Annotated in this window: 24 protein-coding genes; 11 read left to right on the forward strand and 13 right to left on the reverse strand. The window is 48.5% G+C overall.

The features are described 5' to 3' along the window. Nucleotides 1-479: 479 nt before the first annotated feature. Both Q0340_RS07460 and Q0340_RS07465 read left to right on the forward strand, forming a co-directional pair. Nucleotides 480-965 carry a hypothetical protein gene (locus Q0340_RS07460; protein WP_298082792.1) on the forward strand — a complete coding sequence of 162 codons (486 nt, stop codon included), beginning with the start codon at nucleotides 480-482 and terminating at the stop codon, nucleotides 963-965. A 236-nt stretch (nucleotides 966-1,201) separates the two neighbouring features. Further along, nucleotides 1,202-1,756 carry a hypothetical protein gene (locus Q0340_RS07465; RefSeq protein ID WP_298082793.1) on the forward strand — a complete coding sequence of 185 codons (555 nt, stop codon included), beginning with the start codon at nucleotides 1,202-1,204 and terminating at the stop codon, nucleotides 1,754-1,756. Nucleotides 1,757-1,831: 75 nt separating this feature from the next. Here the strand turns inward: Q0340_RS07465 and Q0340_RS07470 are convergent, their stop codons facing one another. From Q0340_RS07470 to Q0340_RS07505, 8 genes are all read right to left on the reverse strand, one after another. Continuing rightward, nucleotides 1,832-2,506, reverse strand: a complete 675-nt coding sequence (locus Q0340_RS07470; RefSeq protein WP_298082794.1) for an alpha/beta hydrolase — start codon at nucleotides 2,504-2,506, stop codon at nucleotides 1,832-1,834. Nucleotides 2,507-2,943: 437 nt separating this feature from the next. After that, on the reverse strand, nucleotides 2,944-4,662 hold the full coding sequence (locus Q0340_RS07475) for a proline--tRNA ligase (protein WP_298082795.1): 1,719 nt from the start codon (nucleotides 4,660-4,662) through the stop codon (nucleotides 2,944-2,946). After that, nucleotides 4,652-6,208, reverse strand: coding sequence for a glutamyl-tRNA reductase (gene hemA / locus Q0340_RS07480; RefSeq protein WP_298082796.1), 1,557 nt, complete (start codon nucleotides 6,206-6,208; stop codon nucleotides 4,652-4,654). The genes Q0340_RS07475 and hemA overlap by 11 nt, the downstream gene beginning before the upstream one ends. Then, a complete protein-coding gene (locus Q0340_RS07485; protein ID WP_298082797.1) occupies nucleotides 6,208-7,200 on the reverse strand; it encodes a polyprenyl synthetase family protein in 993 nt (330 codons plus the stop codon). The genes hemA and Q0340_RS07485 overlap by 1 nt, the downstream gene beginning before the upstream one ends. After that, complete coding sequence (locus tag Q0340_RS07490) at nucleotides 7,200-7,445, reverse strand: DUF2018 family protein (RefSeq protein ID WP_297995841.1); 246 nt, start codon at nucleotides 7,443-7,445, stop codon at nucleotides 7,200-7,202. Before Q0340_RS07490 ends, Q0340_RS07485 begins: the two co-directional genes overlap by 1 nt. A gap of 241 nt (nucleotides 7,446-7,686) precedes the next feature. Then, a complete protein-coding gene (locus Q0340_RS07495) occupies nucleotides 7,687-8,004 on the reverse strand; it encodes a hypothetical protein (RefSeq protein ID WP_298082798.1) in 318 nt (105 codons plus the stop codon). Nucleotides 8,005-8,380: 376 nt separating this feature from the next. Then, a complete protein-coding gene (locus Q0340_RS07500; RefSeq protein ID WP_298082799.1) occupies nucleotides 8,381-9,292 on the reverse strand; it encodes an HAD family hydrolase in 912 nt (303 codons plus the stop codon). Continuing rightward, on the reverse strand, nucleotides 9,293-9,652 hold the full coding sequence (locus tag Q0340_RS07505) for a hypothetical protein (protein WP_298082813.1): 360 nt from the start codon (nucleotides 9,650-9,652) through the stop codon (nucleotides 9,293-9,295). A gap of 191 nt (nucleotides 9,653-9,843) precedes the next feature. On the opposite strand from Q0340_RS07505, the gene Q0340_RS07510 reads away from it, so the two are divergent. From Q0340_RS07510 to Q0340_RS07540, 7 genes are all read left to right on the forward strand, one after another. Next, nucleotides 9,844-11,115 carry an aminotransferase class I/II-fold pyridoxal phosphate-dependent enzyme gene (locus Q0340_RS07510; protein WP_298082800.1) on the forward strand — a complete coding sequence of 424 codons (1,272 nt, stop codon included), beginning with the start codon at nucleotides 9,844-9,846 and terminating at the stop codon, nucleotides 11,113-11,115. Continuing rightward, nucleotides 11,115-11,528, forward strand: coding sequence for an Rrf2 family transcriptional regulator (locus Q0340_RS07515; RefSeq protein ID WP_298082801.1), 414 nt, complete (start codon nucleotides 11,115-11,117; stop codon nucleotides 11,526-11,528). Before Q0340_RS07510 ends, Q0340_RS07515 begins: the two co-directional genes overlap by 1 nt. 9 nt (nucleotides 11,529-11,537) lie before the next feature. After that, on the forward strand, nucleotides 11,538-12,452 hold the full coding sequence (cysK, locus tag Q0340_RS07520; RefSeq protein WP_295151870.1) for a cysteine synthase A: 915 nt from the start codon (nucleotides 11,538-11,540) through the stop codon (nucleotides 12,450-12,452). A gap of 723 nt (nucleotides 12,453-13,175) precedes the next feature. Continuing rightward, the gene (locus tag Q0340_RS07525; protein WP_298082802.1) at nucleotides 13,176-14,378 is read left to right on the forward strand and encodes a replication-associated recombination protein A; all 1,203 of its coding nucleotides are present in this window, start codon (nucleotides 13,176-13,178) and stop codon (nucleotides 14,376-14,378) included. Further along, the gene (locus Q0340_RS07530; RefSeq protein ID WP_298082803.1) at nucleotides 14,375-14,731 is read left to right on the forward strand and encodes an MmcQ/YjbR family DNA-binding protein; all 357 of its coding nucleotides are present in this window, start codon (nucleotides 14,375-14,377) and stop codon (nucleotides 14,729-14,731) included. The genes Q0340_RS07525 and Q0340_RS07530 overlap by 4 nt, the downstream gene beginning before the upstream one ends. Before the next feature lie 116 nt (nucleotides 14,732-14,847). After that, a complete protein-coding gene (locus Q0340_RS07535; RefSeq protein ID WP_298082804.1) occupies nucleotides 14,848-15,513 on the forward strand; it encodes a hypothetical protein in 666 nt (221 codons plus the stop codon). Further along, nucleotides 15,476-15,922, forward strand: a complete 447-nt coding sequence (locus tag Q0340_RS07540; protein ID WP_298082805.1) for a hypothetical protein — start codon at nucleotides 15,476-15,478, stop codon at nucleotides 15,920-15,922. The genes Q0340_RS07535 and Q0340_RS07540 overlap by 38 nt, the downstream gene beginning before the upstream one ends. Nucleotides 15,923-16,169: 247 nt before the next feature. Here Q0340_RS07540 and Q0340_RS07545 read toward each other — a convergent pair whose 3' ends face one another. From Q0340_RS07545 to lolA, 5 genes are all read right to left on the reverse strand, one after another. Next, nucleotides 16,170-16,934, reverse strand: coding sequence for a hypothetical protein (locus Q0340_RS07545; RefSeq protein WP_298082806.1), 765 nt, complete (start codon nucleotides 16,932-16,934; stop codon nucleotides 16,170-16,172). A 94-nt stretch (nucleotides 16,935-17,028) separates the two neighbouring features. Continuing rightward, the gene (hemC, locus tag Q0340_RS07550) at nucleotides 17,029-17,958 is read right to left on the reverse strand and encodes a hydroxymethylbilane synthase (RefSeq protein ID WP_298082807.1); all 930 of its coding nucleotides are present in this window, start codon (nucleotides 17,956-17,958) and stop codon (nucleotides 17,029-17,031) included. Beyond that, nucleotides 17,955-18,407 carry an FxsA family protein gene (locus Q0340_RS07555; RefSeq protein WP_298082808.1) on the reverse strand — a complete coding sequence of 151 codons (453 nt, stop codon included), beginning with the start codon at nucleotides 18,405-18,407 and terminating at the stop codon, nucleotides 17,955-17,957. The genes hemC and Q0340_RS07555 overlap by 4 nt, the downstream gene beginning before the upstream one ends. 65 nt (nucleotides 18,408-18,472) lie before the next feature. Continuing rightward, entirely contained in the window at nucleotides 18,473-19,033 is a 561-nt protein-coding gene (locus Q0340_RS07560) for a low molecular weight protein-tyrosine-phosphatase (protein ID WP_298082809.1), read from the reverse strand. Nucleotides 19,034-19,039: 6 nt separating this feature from the next. Then, complete coding sequence (gene lolA / locus Q0340_RS07565; protein WP_298082810.1) at nucleotides 19,040-19,552, reverse strand: LolA-like outer membrane lipoprotein chaperone; 513 nt, start codon at nucleotides 19,550-19,552, stop codon at nucleotides 19,040-19,042. A 120-nt stretch (nucleotides 19,553-19,672) separates the two neighbouring features. Between lolA and secA the strand changes: the two genes are divergently transcribed. Both secA and Q0340_RS07575 read left to right on the forward strand, forming a co-directional pair. After that, on the forward strand, nucleotides 19,673-22,291 hold the full coding sequence (gene secA, locus Q0340_RS07570) for a preprotein translocase subunit SecA (protein WP_298082811.1): 2,619 nt from the start codon (nucleotides 19,673-19,675) through the stop codon (nucleotides 22,289-22,291). A gap of 182 nt (nucleotides 22,292-22,473) precedes the next feature. Further along, complete coding sequence (locus tag Q0340_RS07575) at nucleotides 22,474-22,677, forward strand: hypothetical protein (RefSeq protein WP_298082812.1); 204 nt, start codon at nucleotides 22,474-22,476, stop codon at nucleotides 22,675-22,677. Nucleotides 22,678-22,768: the final 91 nt, after the last annotated feature.

Consider the following 22,768-nt stretch of genomic DNA (forward strand, 5'->3'; position numbering starts at 1 on the left):
GCTTGTGAAATTTTAAAATAATGCCAAGAAGTACTTGTTCGAGTGTGGCTTGCGATGCGCGAGATTTTCGTAAATCGCGAGATTCGAGCTTTGCTCGGCTGACTGACACTGCGTGATGTGCAGGAGGTGTGAAATTTGCGGCGTTGCGGCGTGAAATTTCAAGTCTTGCCGCGCGCGATTTATGCAGTCACTATATAAAATTTCATACGGCTGTCGCAGCTTTTAAGTCTGTGCGAAATAAAACTTGCGAAACGACGTGGCATTTTGCGATCGTTTTTAATTTTGCAAATGCGCTGTATTTTAGCTCGGCGCGAGATAAAATTTTACGCGGCGCACTTTTATGTGATGTACGCGTCTGGCTTGCCGTTGCTCTTAGTGCCATGTCAGCGAGTGTCTAAGCATGGATGAGCGCGATGGCTGGCTCGTGTAACTATTAGCGTGCCGTTCAGTGCTGCTAGTGGCTTTAAGAGGCACGATGTGTGTTTACAGGGGAAGAGATGCTAAAAATCGATATGCTTAAATTCTTTCGCTCGGGCGAGTTTGCTGACGTAAAAAGCGGCTTGAGCTGCGCGCAGATCGTCGTGATGTTTGGCCCTGCGGATGCGAGCTTTAAGAGCGCGGGGGCTGAAATTTTAAGATACGGCGCCTTTGAGTTTCACTTTTTTCGGGACGAAATTTTTATGATTTTTTCGGATCATTTCAGAAGTGAGCCTCTAAATTTCGGCGGCGGAAGCGCGCGGCAAATCGAAATCGAGCCTTGGATATTATCGGGCTGTCCTGCCCCCATCGATCTTGCGGCAGTGAAAGGCGCTTTAAATCGTGAGCGGATCGAGTATCGCGAGCGCGCAACGGATGAGGGTTTGAAGCTAGACTTAAGCAGCAGCGTTACGCTTGCATTTGAAAGCTTGAGCGGCTTGGGCGGACCCCGCGGCTACGAGCTTGCCGCATTTTGGATAAAATTTTAACGGAATTTAAAAAGAGAAATATTTCTTTCGCGCGCTTTTTAAATTTAGCTTTTAAATTTACTCTTCGTTGAATGAAAATGAATGAAAATCCAAGCTAAATTTCGGCAGAAGCGGCGTCTTGTATCACGCACAGCGACGGAAAAACCGAGCCGTATTGGCTACAGAAGTGCGGATTTAAAGATCGCGAAAGTTTGGAGCGACGTATCTCCGCTTTTCTGCCGCTACGGCGCGCCAGGATGAAGTGCCGAGATAAAATTTTAAACAAAAGAGGTTTGATGTTTTTTGATACAAAATACGATGAAAAAAAGATTGCTAGCTTTAATCAGATGGATGCACTTTTAAGCTGCGTGCTACTGTTTTTTATCCTTGGCGCGGCGCCGTATGCGTCCTACACGGCCGTGCTGCCGTCTAGCCCCGAGGATTTGCAGACCATAGAGGGACGCGTCATATATGTGCAAACGGATAAGAGCAGAGGGACTAGTTATTATAAGTTAAATTTGGTGGATGGCGCGCTTAAACAGAGGCGTTTTTATTTAGATGTTTCTAGCACCGAGATAGACGGATACAAGGTCGCGATATACGACAAAGAGGTAAAAATTTGGTACCAAAGGATCGGGGGTGATACCGACCTTGCACGGCAGATCGCCCTTAAAGACGGGCAAATGGTTTTAAAATACGATTATGCTTTTGCAGCCAGGTTTTATTACAATACCATATCCGATTCCTATAAAATCACATATTTAAAATGGAGCGGCGGTGCGCTGTCGTATCATATGTCAAAGATTGCCTAAATACGAATAACGAACCATATAATAGGCAGGTTATATTTTATATTTTACAACGCGATTAGATTTCGAATTGCTTTTTTAAATTGATGCCACAATCTCCGCAATCCACGCAGCAACGGAGTTAGGATTAGAGATCATAGACAAATGTCCGCTGTGGATTTTTCGCGTTTTTGCGCCGATCTGCTCGGCGAAGTGCTGCTGCACGGCAAACGGTAGGGCGTTGTCATTTTCGGTGAGCAGATAATAAGACGGTTTGTAGCACCACGCCGCCGCGCCGATTTTATCTGCAAATGCAGCAGCATTCATCGGCGTTTGTACGGCGGCAAGCACGCGACTTTGCTCTGCGGGTAGGTCATTTGCCATCACGTGAGCGAAAGCTTCAGCACTCAGGACGATTTCGCCGTTAGCATCGGGGCTTAGTCCTTCCATCGGCGCATTTTGGCGAGCGAGCGCGTCCGCTGCGGATTCTCTGCTATCTGGGACGATGGCAGATAGATACAGCAGCGCGGCGACGTTTAGATGTCTGCCCACATGCGTAATTGGAACGCCTCCCCAAGAATGCCCTACTAATAGGGCTCTACCTCGCAACCTATCTAGCTTGCGGCTAATGCTTTGAGTGTCGGCAGCAAGCGACGTGAGCGGATTTTGTACGGCGAGCGCATTTAAGCCCGCGGCTTGCAAGCGACGGATTACTTCGGCATAGCATGAACCATCGGCGAATGCGCCGTGAACGAGGATGATATTTTTAATCATATTTTCTCCTTTAAAGCTAGATTTTGATTATAGAACTCGGCGGGCGAGGCACAGCCCAAAATCGGAAAAGCAGCGTTCGCAGCGAGCGCGGCAGTTGCGACAAGGAAGTGTCGCCGCGAAAAATTTTATTTAGGAACAAATACTCCTTTTTGGTTAAATAAAAATTTTAATCGGCGATGACGGCAAGTCGTTAGAAGCCTTCGAAATGAAGCGACGCAGCTTGATAATCGGTCGCCCGATTGCCACCTAGTATGTCGTATCTAAGCGATAGCCCGCTTACCTACGTTGCTAAAAATAGTGCCTTTGCTGCTCGTTTCTTGCTATAAAGAGTGCGCTAGCTCTGCACGGTTATGGCATAGCACGGCTATAGCGGTAAATTTTAAAGAGCTAATTCTATTTTTTGTTACAAAATTTAAGGCTAATTTTTTACACGCTTCTTAATTTTCCTCGGCTAATTTTTTCTTTATAAATTTTAAAATTTCATCCGCGCTTACGCTCTGCCGCTTTAGACCTGCGCGGGTGATGAACTCGACGCTTCCCTCTGCTAGGGCTTTGCCCACGAGCACCGCATACGGAAAGCCCATCAGCTCGAAGTCGTTCATCTTCACGCCGAAACGCTCCGCGCGATCGTCTAGTAGCACGCGGATACCGCGCTTGCGACACTGCTCGTATAGTTTCTCAGCAAATTCTACCGCAGCTGCGTCTTTATGGTTTGAGATGATGATCTCAAGCTCGAAAGGCGCCAGCTCGCGCGGCCAGATGCAGCCTCGCTCATCGTGGCTGCTTTCGATCGCCACGGCGATGAGACGGCTTGCACCGATGCCGTAGCAGCCCATGTAAAACGCACGAGCCTTTCCGTTTGCGTCCAAAAATCGCGCTCCCATCGGCTCTGAATAGCGCGTGCCGAGCTGAAAGATGTGGCCCACTTCGATGCCTTTCGTGATGCCAAGCTCGCCGCCACAGCACGGACACGCATCGCCTTCGCTTACGGCGGTAAGATCCGCAAAGCGCGATTCGTTAAAATTTATCACGCTAGCGCCCACGTAGTGGTAATCCGGCTCGTTCGCGCCCGCGATCATCTCGCGCGCTCCTTTTAGCTCGGCATCAATGTAAAATTTCGCCCCTTCGCCGAGCCCGAAAGGTCCGCAAAAGCCCGCCGTAAAGCCCGCTTGCGCGATCTCCTCCTCGCTGGCATCGATTAGCTCTAGCGCACCGCAGGCGTTTTGCGCCTTGGTCTCTTGCAGCTCGTCGCAGCCGCGGATAAAAAACGCTACGATCTCGCTGCGATCCTCGTATAGCGCTTTTTTGATCACCGCTTTGATAGTGTAGAATTTATCCACTTTGAAAAATTCCGCCACCGCGTCAATCGTTTTCATCGCGGGGGTTTTAAATTTCATCATACCGTCGGTTTCGGGCGCGGCGGCGTTCGTGGTTTTGGGCGCACGGCGCGCAGCCTCGATGTTTGCGGCATACTCGCAGCGCTTGCACACGACGATATCGTCCTCGCCGTTATCCGCTAGCACCATAAACTCCTTGCTGCCGCTGCCGCCGATCGCGCCGCTGTCCGCATCGACCGCACGAAAATTTAACCCAAGTCGCGTAAAGATCTGCGAGTACGCCTGCCTCATCACTTCAAACTCGCGCTTCATATCCGCAGCGTCCGCGTGGAAGCTATAGGCGTCCTTCATCGTAAACTCGCGTCCGCGCAGAAGCCCGAAGCGAGGGCGCGCCTCGTCGCGGAATTTCGTATTGATCTGATAGATATTTAGCGGCAGCTGCTTGTAGCTCGTGATCTTATCCGCGATCATCAAAACCGCCGCCTCCTCGTTAGTTGGGCTTAGTACGAAGTCGTTATCCTTGCGGTCTTTGAAGCGCAACAGCTCCTTGCCGTATTTGGCGTAGCGACCGCTTTTTTTCCACGCATCCGCGGACGTCACGACGCTAAAAGAGACCTCCTGCGCGCCCGCAGCGTCCATCTCCTGCCTGATGACGGCGCAGATCCGCTCCAGCACTATCTTTCCTAGCGGCAAAAAATTATAAAGCCCGCTGCCCAGCTGCTCGATAAATCCCGCGCGGATCAAAAGCGCGTGGCTAGGTAGTACCGCGTCTCTAGGGGCCTCTTTTAGGCTCGGAGCGAAAAGCTTGCTAAATTTCATTTTGTTTGTCCTTTTTCTCGTTTTCTTGATTTAAAAATTTTTCGTAGTTTTCTTGCAGTTCAAAAATTTCTACTAGCGCATTTACCGTGCCGCCCTCATCATCCGCGTCGCCAAGGTTTTTTAAATTTACCGTCGGAGCGTGCAGAAACGCTTTAAAAACCTGATGGATCAGCTTGCGCGCCTCCTCCGCATCGCTGTGCTTTAGATAGCCCTTTTTAAGCGCCTTGGCTAGCTCTAGCTCGGCTACTTGTTTCGCGCTTTGGCGCAAAGCCTTGATGATCGGCGTGGATGCCGCCGCCTTGAGCCATTTGAAAAATTCGTTCGTGCATTTTGCCACGATCGAGTAAGCGATCTGCGCCTGCTCCTCGCGAAGCAGCAAATTTTTCTTTACGATCTCCTCCAGATCATCGACGCTATAAACTTCGACGTCCTCGCTCTGGCTAAGCTCCACGTCGCGCGGCACGGCTATATCGAAAAAATATCGCTTAAAGCTTTTGGGCTCAAGCAAGCTATCGGTAATGATTGGCTCCTGCGAGCCAGTAGCGCTGAAAAATAGGCTATTTACGTTCAGATATTTTTTGAGATTATCAAGACTATCGATTTTGATGCGGGATTGTGCCTGCGCGGGAGAATTCGCGAAGGGGGCAGAATTTTTATCGTCCTTGGGATTTTCGCCTGCTATGCGAGATTCATTGCTGTCTGCAAAAGTCTCTTTATTAAAATTTACGCCGTCTTTGGAATTTTGTTTTTGCGCGGGATTTTCGCCCGCGAAATTCGCGACATTTCCGGAATTCAAGTCGTCTGAATTATTTTCTGCACCGGGATTTTCATCCGCGCAATTTTTCGCATCCAAGGAATTCTCGCCAAGTAGCGAGGCGGCTAGCCTCTGCGCGCCGGCTAAATTTCGATTTAAGATCGTGATATTCGCGCCGTTTGCGAGCAGGTGTTTGCACGCTAGCTCGCTCATCTCTCCCGCGCCCACTACCACGGCGTCCGCGCCCTGCAAGGAGCCCAGTCTGTCCTTTGCCATCGCCACGGCGACGCTTGAGACCGAGATCGGATTTTTTGAAATTTCGGTTTGGTTGCGGATGCGCGCCGCGCACTTTAGCGCTTCATCTATCGCTCTTGCGATCTGCGCGCCGGCGCGAGCGTTTTGCATCGCGAATTTATAGGCGTCTTTGAGCTGGCCTACGATCTGCGTTTCGCCCACTACGAGGCTATCAAGGGATGCTGCGACGGCGAAAAGGTGGTGTATCGCGCCGCGATCCTCATATATGTCGGCTAGGTTTTGCAGCTCTTCAAAGCTCACGCCGCTAATGCGCGAAAGCGCCAAAAGCACGAACTTTTGCGCTTCGCTAAAGTCGCTTACGACGGTAAAAATTTCTACGCGGTTGCAGGTGCTAAGCACCAAACACTCCTCTATCGCGGAGTTTGAAGCCAAAAGGCGCAAAATTTCTTTCTTGCGCACATCGTTTGAAAACGACAGCTTCTCGCGCACCGTGATGTCCGTGTTTTTGTGGGTGAAGCTCACGCTCATATACGCCATCAAAACTCCCTATCTATCATATCTCGCACGATTTGCTCCAGCTTGTTGTTTTTAAATTCCGCCACGGCTTCAAGCGCCTTTTGCCCGTAGGCGCGAGCTTCGTTTATACAGCGCTCGATGATGCCGTGCTCGCTAAACTTTGTCTTGATCCATGAAATTTCGCTCTGGCAAAGCTGCTTTTTAAAAAACGATTTTAGCTTTTGACGTTCCGAATCATCTAAATTTTCATACAAATAGATGTAGGGCAGGGTGGTTTTGCCCTCTACAAAATCGCTCAGGCTCGGTTTACCGAGCGCTTCTGAGCTTTGCGTTACGTCTAAGATGTCGTCGATGATCTGAAAGGCAAGCCCTAAATTTTTGCCGTATTCGCCGAATTTTGCGCTCGCGCTTGAAATTTTATCATGATCTTTCGCGGCGCTTGGAATTTCGACCTCGTTTTCTGTGCGGCTCATATCTGAAATTTCGCCGCGATTTTCCGCGCCGCCGAATTTCAAAAAAGCCCCGCAGCGCGCGACCTCTTCGATTAAGGCGGAGGTTTTTAGATAGATCATCTGCAGATATTTGCTCGCATCGTCGTTGAAATCGTCGCTTAAGCTCACGTCCATCAGCTCGCCCACTGCGAGCTTCGTGACGGCGAGCGAAAGCGCAGCGGCGATGCAGCTTTCAAATTTGCTAAGCTCAAAATACGCTTTGGAATAGAGTATGTCGCCCAGCATCACGGCGTTTTTGGAGCCGTAGGTGGCGTTGATCGAGGGTTTGCCACGGCGCACCGAGCTTTCGTCGATGACGTCGTCGTGCAGCAGGCTCGCGGCTTGAATGAGCTCGATGATCGCGCATAGACGCAGCGATTTTTCATCTTTTTGCGCGATGTTTAACAGCAGCTTGGAGCGTAGTTTTTTGCCGGGGCTTAGCCTATCAAACATCTCGCTAGCGGGCTCATATCCGCAGTCTGCGATGAAACTTTTCATAATTAAATCGATTTGATCTTGCATTATTCGTTATTGCTTAGGATATTCCCGCTCATTTGCAAAAATTTGTCGTTTAGCTCGTCTTGTAAATCCTGCTGTGCGATGAAGCTTTCGATCTCGCGCTCGCTAATGCCGCGCTCTTCGCAGAGCCGCTCACAGGCGATGAGGCGGATTAGAGCCTCTTCGATTTCGTTTTGCACTAAAGTAGGGCTTGCAGCGGATAAAATTTCAAAAAATTTCTCTCTTGGGCTGCCTTCAAAAATATCCATTTACCTTCCTTAAAATTTCGCGATTATAGCAAATGTAAAATTTAATTTAGGTTAGGGCGCGGCAAACTATAGGGGCTTTTAAACAGGAGCGATTGCACAGATTTTGCGCTTGCGTGCGGTAAATTTTAAGCTTAAGCGCGGGATTTTGGGCTTTGAATCTCATAAATTTTAAAATTTTACTTGTTTGCGAGATAAACAGAGCGAGCGGAATTTAAAAATTTAATCTTGGTCGCGTGGCGGATTAAACGCGAAGCTTTGCAGAAGGCGGAATTTTAAATTTACAGATAAGCGGCTTGATTTTTTCGGAAATTTTAAAATTTTGTGGCGCGAGTGAAATTTTAGGTTTCGCTTGAGCGGATAGAATTCCGCTTTGTTTGAGCGCTAAAATTCTTGGATTTCGCGCAGGCGGAGAGAGTTTTCGCTTTGCTTGTGCGGTAAAATTTTGATTTCTGCACGGCGGATAAATTCTATTCTCACAAAATCTAATCGTGAGCATAACACAGATCAGGCGTTTTAAAATTTTAAAATTCCGCCACTTTGCGAGAATTTGAAATTTCATGGACGCAGCAAAATTCCAAAATCGCGTTTGGCATTAAATTTTAAGTCTGGTTTTCGAGGCAAATTTTAAATTAATCCGCGAGAGGGCGTCTTTAAATTTTTAAAATTCCGCCACCTTTTACAGATAGAATTTCATTTTTCACGCAGATAAAATACCGCACCACAAAAGCTACTTTTAAAATTTTAAATTCACTCGCGCAGATGAAATCCTAGTTTCTCGTGCTAGTGGAATTTTTCGCGCAAGGATCATTTTTAAATTTTAATTTCGCTTACGTTGTGCGCGAGGATGGAATTTGCTCCGTTTTAAGAGCCTAAGCGTGATTTTGCCATGCTGCAATACTGCTTTTAATTTAGCTATGCCTAAAAAGCTAGGCTGCTTAAATTCCGCCGATGATTTCGCGCGCTTGCGTGATGCTTAGGGCATTGCGACTTAGTTCGCTAGGCTCGCCAAACCCCCAGCATACCTGCAAATACTCAAGTTTTGCGCCTCTTAGATCTGCCAAGTTTGCCTGAAAACATCGCGCTGCTGCAGCTTGTGCGCTTTCCGTCGCTTCTGCTTTTGCGGGAATTTTAGCGCCTTTAAAGCTTAGTGTTGCCGCCCCGTCAGCACCTGTGTCGTTAGGGCGAAATTTTTCATCCGCATTAAGATTCTCGCCGCAAGAGTTTAAGCCCTCGCTAGCGCTGAAATTCTTTCTACTAGTGTCACGGCTGGCATTTAAGCTCTCGCCGTCATTGCCGCCTTGAAATTCTAAATTTTGTAAAAATTCCGCGCCACGGAGTGCGGCTAGCTCATCCTTTTTGCTATCGCCCAAAAAAATCGCGTTTTTGTGCGGCGAGCATGCAATTACGTGTAGCAGCATCGCAGGGTTGGGTTTTGATGGCATCTGCTCGTTCGCGCCTACGACCAGATCAAATAGCCTGCGCACCCCCGTCTTTTCTAAGATCGCGCTTAGGGTATAGGAAGGCGCATTGGAGGCGACTGCAAGAAAAAATCCTGCTTTTTTGCACGAGTGCAAAAGATCTTCGATACCCTCGTAAAGCACGGCAAAATCGCGGTAATTGCTTACGAATTCCTTCTCGAAAAAAGCAAGCTCTTCGGTGCTTGCTTCGGTTTTGCCGTAAAATTCCAAAAAGGCGTTTTTGCTAGGATCGTTGATGGTGTGGACGATGAAATTCTTTTGCAGTGGCGCTAGTCCGTAGAGCTCGCGGCGAGTGTTATTGACGCTGATTTCGATCGCGCGCGAAGAGTCAAGCAGCGTGCCATCCATATCAAAAATCACGGTTTTCATCTAATAATCCTTTAAAAAATCGATTTTGTGCTTGTCTTTTTTGTAACTCTTATTATTTTTGAGCTTTTGCAAAGCGTTTGCTTCATGCTGTAGCGCTGATCTAAACGCAGCATCGCTGGTCTGTCCTGCCTCGCTAGCATCAAGGACGTTTTTGGCAAAGCTTTCAAGCGCCTTGGTGTAGGGGCTATCGAGATTCGTAGCGGCCGCTTTAGATAAAATTTCATAGTTTTTAGCTATTCGCTTCGCAAAAAGCTCTGCGTCGAAATCCTCGCGCTTTAGCAGCGCTACGGCGGATTTTACGAAGCGTTCTAATGCGCGGATATATTTAACGCGCTCATCTTTTTCTCTGATTTGCATGATCTTTCCTTAATTAAAGCGCGCATTATAGCAAAATTCGAAATTTTGGCAAAATTACGCATATTGTGAAACTATATTTTAATAATATTTTTTCTATAAATCCCGTATTATAGGTATTTTAAAACCATATAAAAATACTTGACTTTATTTTAAAATTTAGCTATTATTCGCCAAATTTTTTACAAAGGACAAAAATGCAAAAAGAAACCCTCGCAACTCATTTTGGTTACGACTCCGTCGTAGGCTACGGCACGATGGCAGTTCCCATTTATCAAAGCACCGCGTTTAACTTCGGTTCTAGCAAAAAGGCCGCCGATCGCTTCGCGCTGCGTGATCTAGGACCGATTTATGGGCGTTTGACAAATCCTACTACTGATGTTTTTGAGGCGCGACTTGCGGCGCTGGAAAACGGCAAAGCCGCAATCGCGGTCTCTAGTGGGCAGGCGGCGATATTTTTTGCGGTGGCAAATTTAGCCGCAGCGGGCGAAAATATCATCATCGCGGAGAAAATTTACGGCGGCGCAACTACGCTTTTGGCGCATACGATCAAGCGTTTCGGCATCGAAGCTAGGGTTTTTGACTCCGAAACGGCAGATAATTTGGAAGGTTTAATCGATGATAAAACTAGAGCGATTTTTTTCGAGACGCTTTCAAATCCTCAAATTTCAGTTGCAAATACCGCTAAAATCGCTACAATCGCAAATAAGCACGGCGTAGTAACGATTGCTGATAACACGATCCCAAGCCCTGCGCTTTACAATCCGCTTGATGACGGCGCCGATGTCGTAATCCACAGCGCTAGCAAATACATAAGCGGGCAAGGTCTTAGCATCGCGGGTGCGGTCGTTTCGGGCAAGGGGTTAAATTCCAAACTCAAAGGCAATCCGCGTTACGCACATTTCAACGAACCTGATGAGAGCTACCACGGCTTAGTTTATGCAGATTTAGTAGATAATTTCGACATTTATACGCTTAGGATTCGCTTGTCCCTGCTTCGCGATATTGGTGCGACGCTATCGCCGTTTAACGCGTTTCAGCTTATCCAGGGGCTTGAAACACTGCCGCTTCGCATGCAAAAACACTCGCAAAACGCGCTAAAGATAGCAGAATTTTTGCAAAATCATCCGAAGGTAAAGCAGGTCAATTATCCGGGGCTTGCAAGCTCGCCGTTTAATGCCGCAATCAAAGCAAAATTTAAAAACGGCTATGCAAGCAGTCTGATGAGCTTCATCGTAGATAGCGAAGAAACAGCGCTAAAGGCGGTTAGTAAGGTTAAAATTTTCTCCGTCGTAGCAAATATCGGCGATACGAAGTCGATCATCACTCATCCTGCGAGCACGACGCATTCGCAGCTAAACGAGGAGCAGCTAAACCGCGCTGGCGTGCCTGCGAGCCTAATCCGCCTAAGCGTGGGTATAGAGGATGCGAACGATTTAATTTCCGATCTTAGTGAGGCACTGAAATAATGGCACTTTTAAGCACAAAGGGCGTTTATGGGCTGGCTGCGATTTTGCAGATCGCCAAAGCTAGCGAAGTAGCGCCGATAAGTATAAAAGAGATCGCCGAGCGTACGGGAGTTTCTAAGAATTATTTGGAGCAAATTCTAAATACCCTTAGAAACGAGAAGCTAGTGTGTAGCATCAAAGGTAAAAACGGCGGCTATCACCTAGCCAGAGATGCTAGCGAGATTTCTTTCGGTGAAATTTTTACCGCGCTTGAAAAGGATCTGCGGATGACTAGCATTCAGATGAGTGATCCCGGACTGTGGGCGTTTTTTGAGAAATTTGACGTCAAGCTGGCAGAGATATTTAACGAGCCTCTAAGCAGCTACGAGGAAATGATGGCGCGAAGCGTCCAGTATTTAAATTTCAGCATTTAAAGGAAAAATATGAAAATAGCAAACGATGTTACGGAGCTCATCGGCAATACTCCGTTAGTCAGAATCAATACGTTTGGCAAAAATGCCCTCATCCTAGCCAAGGCGGAATTTTTAAATCCGAGCCACTCGGTCAAGGATCGCATCGCGTGGCAGATCGTAAAAGACGCGCTAAGCTCGGGCAAGATCGACAAAAATAGCGTTTTGATAGAGCCTACCAGCGGAAATACGGGCGTGGGACTTGCGATGATCGCAGCGAAGCTCGGTATGAAGCTCATTCTAACGATGCCAAGCTCGATGAGTATCGAGCGCCAAAAGCTCATCGCTGCATTTGGCGCTAAAATCGAGCTGACCGATCCGAAATTCGGAATGAAAGGCGCGGTAGATAGGGCAAATGAGCTAGCGGCGAGCACTCCAAATAGCTTCATCCCGAGCCAGTTTGATAACCCGAGCAATCCAAAGGCGCATTTTCAAAGCACTGGACCTGAAATTTGGGAGCAAAGCGGCGGCAAGGTAGATATTTTAGTCGCGGGATTTGGTACCGGTGGCACGCTCAGTGGCACGGCGAAATTTTTAAAATCTAAAAATCCAAACCTCAAAGCCTACGGCGTGGAGCCTGCTAGCTCGCCACTTCTTACGTGCGGCAGTGCGGGCGGCCATAAAATTCAGGGCATCGGCGCAAATTTTATCCCTGATAATCTTGATAGAAGCGTCATCGACGGCTTTTTGAGCGTTGAGAACGACGATGCGTTCGCCGCAGCTAGACAGCTGGCACAAAAAGAGGGCCTGCTCGTGGGCATCTCAAGCGGTGCGAACGTTTATGCTGCCGCTCAGATCGCCGCCAAGCCCGAGAACAAGGGCAAAGTGATCGTTACGATCCTCTGCGATACCGGCGAGAGGTATCTTTCTACCGAGCTTTTCAAATAGACAGCGGTTTTGCGCGGGCGCGGCGTTAGCGCAGCAATTTTTACGCATTTTACGCAGACGTGCAGCTTCGCGAGATTAAATTTTACGCAGGTGCGCAGCTTTGCGAGATTAAATTTTACGCTGGCGCCGAAATTGGCGCGATGAGTTTTGCGCGATTGCGCGGGTTATTGCGACGATTGCGTGACTATATTTTACATTTTCGCGTTACGTAGGCGCGAGAATTAATACGATAGTTTCTCTGTGCGAGCGAAGCGATAGTTGCGATGGTTGCGCGATGATTTTACGCAAGCATCGCAATTTTGCATTTTACCCATTTGTTGATTTATCAGCTCATTGCCCGCCGCGAGATAAAATTTAGCCTCAAAATAGGGTTAAATTTTAAAATTTCGCCTCGCTCACAGACAATAATTTTTGGATGCGCTATATATGACGGCGTGACCGCGCAGCGCAGGGCATAAATTTAAAGCTGCCTAGTTCGCCAAATCTGCGCGATCCGTTCTTGAAGCAAAATTTTATATTGCCGTCCGTACGCGCGGCACAAAATTTTAAAATCCTACTGAAATTTTTAAGCTTGCTCGTGCGGCTAAAATTCCAAGCTCTCACTGTGCATAAATTTCAAACCCTCGCCGTATGTAAAACCCAAACCGCCTTTTAAATTTATCCAAATTTCAAAATTTAATCATAAAAACGCTATCATCGGGGCAAAATTTTTAAGGTTGCAAAATGAGTTTGAGCTTGAAATTTCGCCCCAAAAGCTTAGAGCAGATCGTGGGGCAGGGCAAGATCGTGGCGGTTTTTAAAAAATTCGTCGCCGCAGGCAGCATCCCGCACAGTATATTTTTCGGCGCCGCAGGCAGCGGCAAAACGACGATGGCGCGCGTGATCGCAAGCGAGCTGAACTACGATTTTTACGAGCTTGACGCCACGAGCCTGAAGGTTGAGGATATCCGCAAAATTCTATCCTCGCACGCCGGCTCACTCATCAAGCCGCTCATTTTCATCGACGAGATCCACCGCCTCAGCAAGACGCAGCAGGAGGTGCTGCTAATCCCGATGGAGAACTACGCCGCGATCATCATCGGCGCGACGACGGAAAATCCGCAGTTCGTGCTAAGCAGCGGCATCCGCTCGCGCTCGATGATCTTTGAGTTCGAGCCGCTTAGCTACGAGGATTTGGAGGCGCTTTTGGCGCGGGTGCAGGGCGAGATCGGCTTTGAGATGGACGAGGAGGCGCGAAAATACCTGCTAAACTCCAGCAGCGGCGATGCGAGGAGTATGCTAAATCTGCTGGAATTTGCGCTTTTGGCAGACAGCGCCATTACGCTGGATACGCTTCGCACGCTGCGCGCAAATGCCGTCGCTGCAGGCGTTAGTAGCGATGATCTGCATTACGAGCTTGCTAGCGCGATGATAAAGAGCCTGCGCGGCAGTGACACCGACGCCGCGCTGTATTATGTCGCGAGGCTGATAGATGCGGGCGAGAGCGCGGATTTTATCGCGCGCAGGATGGTGATCCTAGCTAGCGAGGATATCGGCAACGCCAATCCAAATGCCCTAAATATCGCGGTTAGCACGCTAAGCGCCGTCAGCAAGATCGGCTACCCCGAAGCTCGCATTATCTTAGGACAATGCGCGATCTATCTGGCACACAGCCCCAAATCAAACGCCGCGTATTTGGGCATCAACGCCGCTTTGAAGTTCGTCCGCTCCGCTGCGCCACTGCCTACGCCGCGCTATCTCATCAATTCGGACAAGCAGATCGCAGACTACAAATACCCGCACGACTTCGGTGGCTGGGTCGAGCAGGCCTATATGAGCGAGGCGGCGAAATTTTACGAAAGCAAGGGGATCGGCTTTGAAAAGACGCTAGATGAGTGGCTGGCGCGATTGCGCAAAGAAAAGATCGATATTAAGGAACGAGAATGAACTTCAGCAGCGTGCTAAAACTAATGAAGCAGCGCTACGGCGCGGATGCAGAGTATATGTGGGATGAATATCCCAATTTTGCGGTTTTTCGTCACACAGGAGGGAAGCGCAAGTGGTTTGCGCTTCTGATGCGCGGGCTTGCAAACGAAAAGCTCGGTCGCGCACTTCCTGGCTCAAGCGATGTGATAAATTTAAAAGTTTCGCCCGATTTGGCGGCGATTTTGCGCGATGAAAAAGGAATCTTTCCTGCCTATCATATGAATAAAAAGCACTGGATCAGCGTCTGCCTTGATGCGGTGCCGCGCGAACAGATTGAGGATCTAATCGAGCAGAGTAGGGAGCTTACGAGGTAGAATTTGCGCCTGAGCTCGGTTTAAATTTGCGTGCGAAAGAGGCTAAATTTGAACCGAGAGCGCAGATTTTAGCGGCTCGCGGAGCTTAAATTTAAAAATATTCGCAAGGAGCGTGGATGAATGAGCAAAATTTGAAATATATCGCAAATTTAAAAGTGCAGGACGTGCCGTGGAGCAGGCTCACGACCGCTTACGGCAGGGCGAGCGAGTTTGCTGAAATTTTTGAGAAACTCGCGCGGGCAATCGAGGCTTGTGATGCGGCGCGCGGCTTAGGCGGTGAGCAAAATTTAGACAGAGTGTTAAATTTAACAACCGAGTCCAGCGCAGGGCAAAATTTAAAAAGCAAGCCCGGTTGCTGGCAAAATTATATGGATGCGGCAAGATGCAGCGCGGCGCAAAATTCCATAAATTTAGCGCAAAAGAGCGAGTCTAAATTTAAAAAGGCGGATAACGAGGCTGCGAAATTTAAAGCGGGCGGAGAGACGGAGCTTAAAACAGACGCGGCGAAGTGCGGCGAGGCGGAATTTAAGAGTGCGGATAGCGCGGCGATAAAATTTAAAGCGAGCCAGGCGAGTAAATTTAAAACGAGCGCGGCGGATAAGAACTCGGATGCGAGCGAGCGGGAGAAATTTGATGCCAAGGACCTTCAGGACGCGCTTAGTAAGATTTTTAACGAGATAGAACATCAAAGTACGCTTTGGCACGCAACCCCTTTTGCGCTGCTCTTTTTGGCGCGCATCTTTTATGCGGACGCGGGCGGCTGCGGGCAAAAACGCGAATAAAAATAATCAAAACGCTGCGGCGGACGAAATCGGCGGAAATAATCAGAACGCGGCGGATAGAAATGCGGATAAAAGCTGGCAAAACGCTGCGGCGAGCAGAAACGACGAAAACTGCGAAAACGAAGCGGCAGGCTTTATCGCGGCTCGGCTCGGCGGATTTTTTGCGTTTATGCTTGAGATTTGCGATGACGCCGATAAGATCTCGCACGCAGCGCCGCTGGCGAGCTTTTCGGATATGCTTGCGGAAAAATATCTGTGGCCGCAGAGCGATGAGAATGACGAGGAGCGCTGGGAGGAGTACTTTTACGACGATGAGCTATTTTACAGCCTCTATTTTTATTCGCGGGCGGTTTTGGACGCGACTGGAGTGGACTTTGCGCAGTTTAAGCCTGGGCCAGGTGGCGTTTAAGGCTGCGCCATCTCGCCTTTTGATTCTAAATTTAGCGCGACGCGGGGCGTTTTGGCGACGCTTTGTTTAAATTTAGACTTCAAAAAATTTTAAAATTCTTTAAAAATTTACGGCGTGCGGAATTTACAGATCGTCTTTTTAAATTTAAAATTCGCGCGATTTTTGATCGGCGGTGCGGTTAAGCTGCGGATAACGCTTTTAAATTTAGATCGCCGCGAAGCCTTAAACCCGCTTGCGGCGCGGCTTTTTATGTGGTTTTAAAAAGATACCAATTCGGCGCAATTTTTTCTATCATTATAAACTCGCTAGGGCTCATTTGCGGCAGATCCGCCTCGTCTTGCACCCGTAAAAAGCCCACGGAATTATCGGTGATCCCGCCGATAAGTAGTATAAATCTTTTGCCCTCCGTCTCGGCGTGAGAGAGATGCAGGCTTTTGATCTCCGCCTTTGCGCGCTCGGGCTCGCCGCTAGCGTAAAGCTCGTAAATTTTTTCAAATGCCGCTAGGTTTTGCTTACCGAACTCCATAAGCTCTTTATCGGGCGCTAATATTAGCTTTAAATTTACGATATCTGCATCGGTTCTTTGCTCAAACTCCCGTTTTTGCGCCTCGCTAAATTTTTCATATTCGCTTACGATAGCCTCAATAATAGCGGTTTGCGCCAAAACTCGCACGGCGTAGATTCCGTCCTCCTTAGTATAGACGTAAAGATCGAAGTGCTTCTCTTTAGAGCCCAAAAATACGTGAAAAATCTCGCTAAATTCGCTGCTGCGTCCAAGCGAAGCAACCGTGATTTCGCTATAATTATCTGCCGCGTAGAATTTGCGCTTTAAATAGCTTCTCATCTCGCCTTTGAAATAAAGATTTTTATCGAAGTTTGCGTCGCTAAACAGCGAGCGGACGAGCTCTTCGTTAGAGCTCGCGTTTAGGTTTAACGCGCAGCTTGCACAAAATATGAGCGAGGCAAAAATTTTTGAAAATCCCGCCGTTTTAAAAAATCTAAATAAGCTCAAAATTTAACCTTTGGAAATTTTATAAATTTAAAAAGTCCATAAATTCTGGAAATTTTAAAATTTTGCAAATTTTAAAACTCCGTAAATTTCGTTTTTATAGGCTCGCCATCTCTTCGGCGCGCGCGAGGAGCTGCTTTGCGCCCTTTTCGATAAAAACGCGCGCGAGCTCCGCGCCTACGCTTCGGTACTGCGATTTTTGCGCGACGATGCTTTGGCGGATGCTTTCGCTGCCGTCGGGTAGGCCCACTATCGCGCTGATATGGATATTTTCGCCCTCAAGGCGCGCGTTGATGCCGATCGGCACCTGGCAGCCACCCTCTAAAACTCTGACGAAATCCCGCTCCACGGTCGTTTCGATAATCGCGCGTTCGTCTTTTAGAAATTCTATTGCGCGCAGGATTTGCGGCTCGTCCACCGCCTCGATGCCGAGCGCTCCTTGCCCCATCGCAGGGATCATCTGCGAGATTTCAAAGGGCGCCACGTGCCTTACTTCGGCGCGTAAATTTAAGCGGTTGATGCCCGCCATCGCCAAGATGATCGCGTCGAATTCCCCCTCTTTGAGCTTTCTCAAGCGAGTTTGGACGTTGCCGCGCAAGGAGATTATCTCTAAATCAGGGCGCATGCTAAGCAGCTGCATCTTACGGCGAAGGCTAGTGGTGCCGACTTTTGCGCCGTGCGGTAGCTCGCCGAATTTAGAGTATTTTTCGCTAATCATCGCATCGCGCACATCCTCGCGCGCGCAGATCGCTGCTAGCACGAGCCCCTGCGGAAATTCCACGGGCACGTCTTTTAGGCTATGTACGGCGATGTGAGCTTCGCCGCGAAGCATGCTCTCCTCAAGTTCCTTCGTAAAAAGTCCCTTACCGCCGATCTTTGCAAGCGGCGTGTCTAAAATTTTATCGCCTTTGGTTTTCATGCTTTTTAGCTGCGCTTGGATGCCGCGGGCGTTAAGTAGCGATGCGATGTGCTCGCTCTGCCACAGCGCAAGCACGCTGCCGCGAGTAGCGATGATCAAATTTTTCATTTTTCCTCTCCTATGCTTTTTCGGATCTCGATTTCGTTCTCTTCGATCACCTCTACGTCGATTACGTCGTCGTTTGCGCGGCTGCGTCGCCAGAATTTTCGTTCGCTTTTTTCGGAATTTTCGCTGCTAGCGTTAAATTTAGGCACGTCGCTGGTGACGCAGTAAAACGACGCAGTGATTATGCAAACGCCCAAAATATCGCCGAAAATGCCAGGTGCAATGAGAAAAACGCCGCCTACGACGAAGCCCACGCCGCTTAAAATTTCTTTCGGCGAGATTTTCATTAGATTAAAAAAGCCCATCCACGAGCGGTTTGCTACGACGTATCCGCCTAAAATCGCGCTTATGACGATTTCCACCGCATACGCCGCAAAGCTGTTTGCGCTTACGAAATAATAGGTCGTAAATGCCTCAATTATCAGATATGGAACGATCAAAAGCCTAAACATATTTTTCCTTGAATCATCACTTTAAGCCGCGCCTTTTCAAAGACGCTAAAATTTAATCGCGGATTTTAGCAAATTCCGTCTGAATTTTTAATGTATCGCAAGAGTCCCTCGCAGCCGCGTTTGATATCTGCGTAGCAGCGCTCAAAATCGCGCGTGTAGTATGGATCGGCGATTTGTAGGCGTTCGGAGCCGGTTAAATTTGAATCGGCGCCTTTTAAATTTAAGGCGGTTTGTTTTGGTGCGCCTTTAAAATTTAGCGCGGTGCAGTCTGCAAAATTCCCCTCTTCAAATTCCAAAAGAAATTTTACCTTAGCCATATCCTTGCCGCGAAAAATTCGCCCCAGCGAGCGCATATTTTCATCGTCCATGCAAAGTATGAGATCGTAGCGCTCGTAGTCTGCGGGCGTGACCTGCACGGCGCGATGCGCTACGAGCGGCACCTTTTGCTCTTTTAGCACGCGCTGCGTTTCGTAGTAGGGCGGCGAGCCGATCTCGTCGGCCTGTGTCGCCGCAGAATCTACGCTCACGCGCGCACTTAGGCCGCTTTGATTAATAAAATTTTGCATCACGGACTGCGCCATCGGCGAGCGGCAGATGTTGCCGTGACATACGAAAAGTAGCCTCACGCGCGCCTACTGCGTGATGATGTCGTAGTTTTTCGGGATCGAGGGCTTAAAGATCGCCTCATTCACCGGCGCGTTTTTGCGGACATTGCTTAGATTTATGACGACCTTATTGTCCATTTTATCGGTGTAGCTGATCTTGCTCGGCAGATCATCCTTTAGCTCGATGAGATATTTCACGTCGTCGAAGCTCGCCTCATAAACGCCGTTTTTATTTGGCTTTGCGTTCGCTAGGATCGCGGTTAAATTTGGCGTTTCTTTGATATTCGTGATGATAGCTTGCTCTAGTTCGGGCTCGATTACGACGACCTTTGTGAAGCTAAAAAATATATTTTTTATCGTAGGGGTCTTGTAATGCCACACGGCGTGCTCTTTCGTGGCGCTAAAATCGCCGCCGTAGCTGATTTTCGCATCGTCGCTCTGCACGGTTTGCGAAAAATTTGCGCTCAGAGTGTTGAATTCTATCCCGCTTGCGAATGCAAAAATGCAGCTCGCCGCTAAAGAAATAAGAGTTTTTTTCATAAATTTTGCCTTTATTTTTGAAAATTTGCGCGTATTATAGCCGTTTTTCTAGGATTTAATTAAATAGAAACTAAAAATATGTTAATATGCACGGTTAAAATTTTAAAACTAAGGTTTGAGATGTTTAAAAAGGTCATCCACGGGATTTTCGGTACTAAAAACGATAGGATCGTCAAACAATACGCCAAGCGCGCAGCGCAGATCAGTGCGCTTGAAGAAAACTACGCGGCGATGGACGATGCGGCGCTTAAGGCGGAATTTGAAGCGTTAAGAGCGCAAGTTCGCGCGGGCGAAAAGAGCACGGATGACGTGCTTAACGAAGTATTTGCTATCGTGCGAGAGGCGGGCAAAAGAGTGCTAAATATGCGCCACTTCGACGTTCAGCTAATAGGTGGTTTGGTGCTAAACGACGGCGCGATTGCCGAGATGAAAACGGGCGAAGGAAAGACCCTCGTAGCGACTTTAGCGGTGGTGTTAAACGCGATGGAGGGCAAGGGCGTGCATGTCGTAACCGTAAACGACTACCTAGCTAAGCGCGATGCCGCGCAAATGGGCGAGCTATATGAATTTTTAGGGCTTAGCACCGGCGTGATCGTAGGCGGCGAATACGATGACGCCAAGCGCAAGGCTGCGTACGCGTGCGACATCACTTATGGCACAAACAACGAGTTCGGCTTTGACTACCTGCGCGATAATATGAAATTTAGCGCGGATGAAAAGGTGCAGCGTGGGCATCATTTCGTAATCGTCGATGAAGTTGATAGTATTTTAATCGACGAAGCCAGGACGCCACTTATCATCTCTGGTCCTACGAACCGCACTCTAGACGGCTACATCAAGGCAAACGAAGTAGCTCGCCAAATGATCCGCGGCGAGGCGCCAGCCGATCCGAAAGGCAAGGCGACGGGCGATTTTACCGTAGATGAGAAAAACCGCGCCGTTTTGATTACGGAGGTAGGAATTTCAAAAGCCGAGAAGCTTTTTGGCGTCGATAACCTCTATAGTCTCGAAAATGCAGTGCTTAGCCACTACCTTGATCAAGCACTTAAGGCAAATTATCTATTTGAAAAGGACGTGCACTACGTCGTGCGCGACGGGCAGGTCATAATCGTGGATGAATTTACGGGGCGTCTTAGCGAGGGTCGCAGATTCAGCGAAGGCCTACACCAGGCTCTTGAAGCTAAAGAGGGTGTGCAGATCCAAGAGGAGAGCCAAACTCTTGCCGACATTACCTTTCAAAACTACTTCCGACTTTATGAGAAGCTTGCCGGTATGACGGGTACGGCGCAGACGGAAGCAACGGAATTTGCTCAAATTTACAAGCTCGAAGTGGTCTCGATCCCTACAAATGTGCCGGTCATTAGAAAGGATCAAAACGATCTTATCTACAAAACCGAGCGCGAGAAATTTGATGCCGTCATAAATGAGATCAAGCGGCTAAATTCTAAAGGTCAGCCCGTGCTAGTGGGTACGGCGTCGATCGAAAAGAGCGAGAAGTTGCATGAACTTTTGGTTAAAGAAAACATCGCGCACTCCGTGCTAAACGCCAAAAATCACGAGCGTGAAGCGCAGATCATCAAAGACGCAGGCGTAAAGGGCGCAGTTACGATCGCTACGAATATGGCGGGACGCGGCGTGGATATCCGCATAGACGACGAAGTGCGCGCTTTGGGCGGGCTGTATATTTTAGGTACCGAGCGTCACGAAAGCCGCCGTATAGATAATCAACTCCGCGGCCGAAGCGGACGTCAAGGCGATCCGGGCGAGAGTAGGTTTTTCTTAAGCTTGGAGGATAATCTGCTTAGAATTTTCGGAAGCGACAAGATTAAAAATATCATGGATCGCTTGGGGCTAAAAGATGGCGAACATATCGAATCAGGCATGGTTTCGCGCGCAGTAGAGAACGCGCAGAAAAAGGTCGAGAGCTTGCATTTTGAAGCGCGTAAAAATATCCTAGAATACGACGACGTCGCAAACGAGCAGCGCAAGACGATCTATAAATATCGCAACGAGCTTTTGGATCCCGACTACGATCTGAAAGATAAAATCATCCAAAACCGCGAGGAGTACATCTCTAGCGTGCTTGAGGAGCTTGAAATTTTCGACGGCGCAAATATCAAAGAGGTCGATAAATTCCCGATCGTCGCCAAAATCGCTCAAGAAACGGGCGAGGTGCTCGAAAATAGCGAGCTTGAGAAGGTCGATGATTTCAAAGAGCTGAAAGAAAAGATCATCGGCGCGCTTGCCGTTTCGTATGAAAACAAGATGGCGCCGATCGATCCGCAGCAGCGCAAAAGTATCGAAAAGATGCTTTATTTACAGATCGTCGATCGCGACTGGCGGGAGCATCTGTATCAGATGGATATCCTAAAAGCGGGCATCGGACTTCGCGGCTACAACCACAAAGACCCGCTTACGGAGTATAAAAAGGAGAGCTACAATCTTTTTATGGAGCTTGTAATGCGCCTCAAATCCGATAGCATCCGCTTGCTGCATTCGATCCAGTTTAAATCTAGGGAGGAGATCGAAGCCGAGCAGCGCGCGATGCAGGAGCGCATGGAGAGCTCAAACGCCAAAGAGCTCGCCGCTGCAAGCACGAATGAGGCGCAGCTAAAGGGTCCCGATGAGTTTGGCGACAAAAAGCCTAAGCGAAACGATCCTTGCCCTTGCGGCAGCGGCAAAAAATACAAAGACTGCCACGGCAAGGGCGGTCCGAAAAAAGGCGGCTTTGCGAGGTAGGCGCAGCGATCGGTCGTAAGTATCGCACGATCAGTGATCTTGATTGCGAGCATTGCGCAATCGGCGCTTCTCGACCTTGATTTGTTTTTGTATTTAAAAGAGCGGTTAAGGGCGAAAGGCGTTATAAAATTTTAAAAGAGGCTTAATCGCGAGGCGGCGCGGACGGCGCGCAAAGCTGCGCGATGGGGCGGAATTTTAGTTTTGAAATTTTAAAATTTCAAAGCGCACTTGGTGCCTTTGGCTACTTGTTTTCGCAGCGCCGTTACAGTGCGCCGTGCGGCAAAACGCAAGCCAATCAGCGCGTGATACTTAAATTTAGTGCGCGGCTAGGACACTGCGCGGCATTTGAAATTTTAAATTTATGCGATTATAGGAGAACTTTTTAAGCGAAATCCGCTTTTTAAATTTTAAGAATTTCAAAATTCTAAAAAAGTTTTAAATTTCTAATCCGCCCACCACCTCGACCTCGCCCTCAAG

The organism is uncultured Campylobacter sp. (genome assembly GCF_938045595.1).
Lineage (GTDB): Bacteria > Campylobacterota > Campylobacteria > Campylobacterales > Campylobacteraceae > Campylobacter_B.

Bases quoted from the DNA above. Each gene is read 5' to 3' on its own strand.
- Q0340_RS07500 (WP_298082799.1), bottom strand. From the start codon at position 9,292: ATGAAAACCGTGATTTTTGATATGGATGGCACGCTGCTTGACTCTTCG.
- Q0340_RS07530 (WP_298082803.1), top strand. From the start codon at position 14,375: ATGAACTTCAGCAGCGTGCTAAAACTAATGAAGCAGCGCTACGGCGCG.
- Q0340_RS07525 (WP_298082802.1), top strand. From the start codon at position 13,176: ATGAGTTTGAGCTTGAAATTTCGCCCCAAAAGCTTAGAGCAGATCGTG.
- Q0340_RS07495 (WP_298082798.1), bottom strand. From the start codon at position 8,004: ATGAAATTTCAAATTCTCGCAAAGTGGCGGAATTTTAAAATTTTAAAA.
- Q0340_RS07470 (WP_298082794.1), bottom strand. From the start codon at position 2,506: ATGATTAAAAATATCATCCTCGTTCACGGCGCATTCGCCGATGGTTCA.
- lolA (WP_298082810.1), bottom strand. From the start codon at position 19,552: ATGAAAAAAACTCTTATTTCTTTAGCGGCGAGCTGCATTTTTGCATTC.
- Q0340_RS07490 (WP_297995841.1), bottom strand. From the start codon at position 7,445: ATGGATATTTTTGAAGGCAGCCCAAGAGAGAAATTTTTTGAAATTTTA.
- Q0340_RS07555 (WP_298082808.1), bottom strand. From the start codon at position 18,407: ATGTTTAGGCTTTTGATCGTTCCATATCTGATAATTGAGGCATTTACG.
- Q0340_RS07535 (WP_298082804.1), top strand. From the start codon at position 14,848: ATGAATGAGCAAAATTTGAAATATATCGCAAATTTAAAAGTGCAGGAC.
- hemA (WP_298082796.1), bottom strand. From the start codon at position 6,208: ATGGCGTATATGAGCGTGAGCTTCACCCACAAAAACACGGACATCACG.
- Q0340_RS07465 (WP_298082793.1), top strand. From the start codon at position 1,202: ATGAAGTGCCGAGATAAAATTTTAAACAAAAGAGGTTTGATGTTTTTT.
- cysK (WP_295151870.1), top strand. From the start codon at position 11,538: ATGAAAATAGCAAACGATGTTACGGAGCTCATCGGCAATACTCCGTTA.
- hemC (WP_298082807.1), bottom strand. From the start codon at position 17,958: ATGAAAAATTTGATCATCGCTACTCGCGGCAGCGTGCTTGCGCTGTGG.
- Q0340_RS07575 (WP_298082812.1), top strand. From the start codon at position 22,474: ATGGGGCGGAATTTTAGTTTTGAAATTTTAAAATTTCAAAGCGCACTT.
- Q0340_RS07510 (WP_298082800.1), top strand. From the start codon at position 9,844: ATGCAAAAAGAAACCCTCGCAACTCATTTTGGTTACGACTCCGTCGTA.
- Q0340_RS07485 (WP_298082797.1), bottom strand. From the start codon at position 7,200: ATGCAAGATCAAATCGATTTAATTATGAAAAGTTTCATCGCAGACTGC.
- Q0340_RS07475 (WP_298082795.1), bottom strand. From the start codon at position 4,662: ATGAAATTTAGCAAGCTTTTCGCTCCGAGCCTAAAAGAGGCCCCTAGA.
- Q0340_RS07515 (WP_298082801.1), top strand. From the start codon at position 11,115: ATGGCACTTTTAAGCACAAAGGGCGTTTATGGGCTGGCTGCGATTTTG.
- secA (WP_298082811.1), top strand. From the start codon at position 19,673: ATGTTTAAAAAGGTCATCCACGGGATTTTCGGTACTAAAAACGATAGG.
- Q0340_RS07540 (WP_298082805.1), top strand. From the start codon at position 15,476: ATGCGGACGCGGGCGGCTGCGGGCAAAAACGCGAATAAAAATAATCAA.